Source organism: Endozoicomonas sp. SESOKO1 (assembly GCF_024606265.1).
GTDB lineage: Bacteria > Pseudomonadota > Gammaproteobacteria > Pseudomonadales > Endozoicomonadaceae > Endozoicomonas.
This window is the reverse complement of sequence record NZ_JAHHPP010000296.1, coordinates 1-1,535: the sequence shown is the minus strand read 5'-3', so window position 1 is coordinate 1,535 and position 1,535 is coordinate 1. Positions and strand designations below refer to the sequence as shown.

The 1,535-nt window shown below is 39.9% G+C and carries 4 protein-coding genes; all 4 read right to left on the bottom strand.

Annotation, left to right across the window (positions count from 1 at the left end; all coding sequences use genetic code 11):
* Positions 1-19 precede the first annotated feature (19 nt).
* The 4 genes from KDK13_RS13220 to KDK13_RS13205 all read right to left on the bottom strand — a co-directional run bounded on the left by KDK13_RS13220 (position 20) and on the right by KDK13_RS13205 (position 1,213).
* Positions 20-319, bottom strand: coding sequence for a hypothetical protein (locus KDK13_RS13220; RefSeq protein WP_257285442.1), 300 nt, complete (start codon positions 317-319; stop codon positions 20-22).
* 113 nt (positions 320-432) lie between these two features.
* Positions 433-639 (bottom strand): hypothetical protein, encoded by a 207-nt coding sequence (locus KDK13_RS13215; RefSeq protein WP_257285441.1) that lies wholly within the window; start codon positions 637-639, stop codon positions 433-435.
* A gap of 38 nt (positions 640-677) precedes the next feature.
* Positions 678-893, bottom strand: coding sequence for a hypothetical protein (locus KDK13_RS13210; RefSeq protein WP_257285440.1), 216 nt, complete (start codon positions 891-893; stop codon positions 678-680).
* Between the two features lie 71 nt (positions 894-964).
* Positions 965-1,213, bottom strand: coding sequence for a hypothetical protein (locus tag KDK13_RS13205; protein WP_257285439.1), 249 nt, complete (start codon positions 1,211-1,213; stop codon positions 965-967).
* Positions 1,214-1,535: the final 322 nt, after the last annotated feature.

Here is a 1,535-nt window from a genome sequence, read left to right as displayed (position 1 = left end):
GTTTAATGGTTGGTGCTGATTACAATTTGAAAACGGTGTTTTCTACCTTTTCACCAGCCTCAAATTTAGCAGTCAATTCATTTAAAGCATCCTGTAGTGCCTGTTTGATTTTAGCTGCTTGCTTATCGGTATAATCATATTTTGATCTATCCGCTAAGGCTGCGATTGTCTCCAATCTCCTTACCGCTTTAGGTACTCGGATATTGGCTACTTCAACGAATTTTTCTGATGCAGTCTTTTTGTTTTTCATGGTAGTTCCCTCTTTCTGGTTTTTAGTAGTAGTGCTTTTTTTGCTATCGGTTTTTTTAGTAGTAGTCATGGTGTATCTCCTTTGTTTATCATTTTTCGTTGTTTGTATTTTTAGTATGGGTTGGTTGTCGTGTATTTCAATTAAAAAATACCGCTCGGTGATAAGCGGTATTTCTTTACCGTTTACTCTGCATCTAAGATAGCCGAGTCCAGATGCGCATACTCGAAGTACTTATCCATTGCGCCAATGACGTCACCTTTATAGCTGTCGTAAATTATATCACTGGTACTGTAGTCGTCATTGATTAAATAGACTAATACCACGGCGGTTGTCTCATTGACTAATTGAAACTCAATGAAGCATCGCCCACGGTTGTTAGTATGCTCCATTGTTTCTGGTAGTAGTGCGAATTTATGTTTCATAGCAATTACTCCTGATTTAATTCGTCTGCTCTATTGATACTCCAGTCAAACTTATCTTTAAAAGCTTTGGCTTCGTCAGGTGTCATATACAGTCTATGGTTTCCAACTACTATCATTACCTGATATTGATTCGTGTCACAGTCTTTAGTTATTCCAGAAGAAAATGATCCGGTCTCTAATGTTTTGTCGCCACCTCGCTTCATTATTTTTTTGAGTTCCATTGTACTGCCCTCGTTTTTCGTTGTTGTCATTTTAACTATATGTCGGCTGACGTGTATTTCAATAAATTTTTTTAGTCCCTGACCAGCGGCAAATCAGCTGATAAGCGGGTGTAGAAAAGTTCTATTCCATTTACGTGTTTACCAGCCTCTACTATATCGCTTTCGGCTAATCTTAGCGCCTCCACGACGCTCGGATTCTCGGCTATATGTTCGGCTAGGCTCGCTAACTTCTCGGCTAGGATGGCTACTCGCTTCGCCTCTACCATAGCCGAGCAGATTAGCTCGGCATTATCGGTAACAGGGTTATTAAGTGCGTTCATGTTGATTAGCTCCTGATTAATTAAGCTGTTTCTAATTTAACTATGGGTTGTCTGTCGTGTATATCAAATAATTTAGTGACTAGGTGATCAGCGGTATTTTGATACCGCTTATCTATAGCCCTATCTGGTTTTACCTGTAGGCGGGTTTTCAATCAATAGCGGTATCATAGCCCTATAGTGGGAAAGCCGCATACACGGAAAAGCAGGGCGGTATTATTAGGCAAGTGATTAATCGGCGGTGCTGATTAGTAGGCACAAAAAAACGGACTGATTAGCCCGTTTAATGGTTGGTGCTGATTACAATTTGAAAACGGTGTTTTCT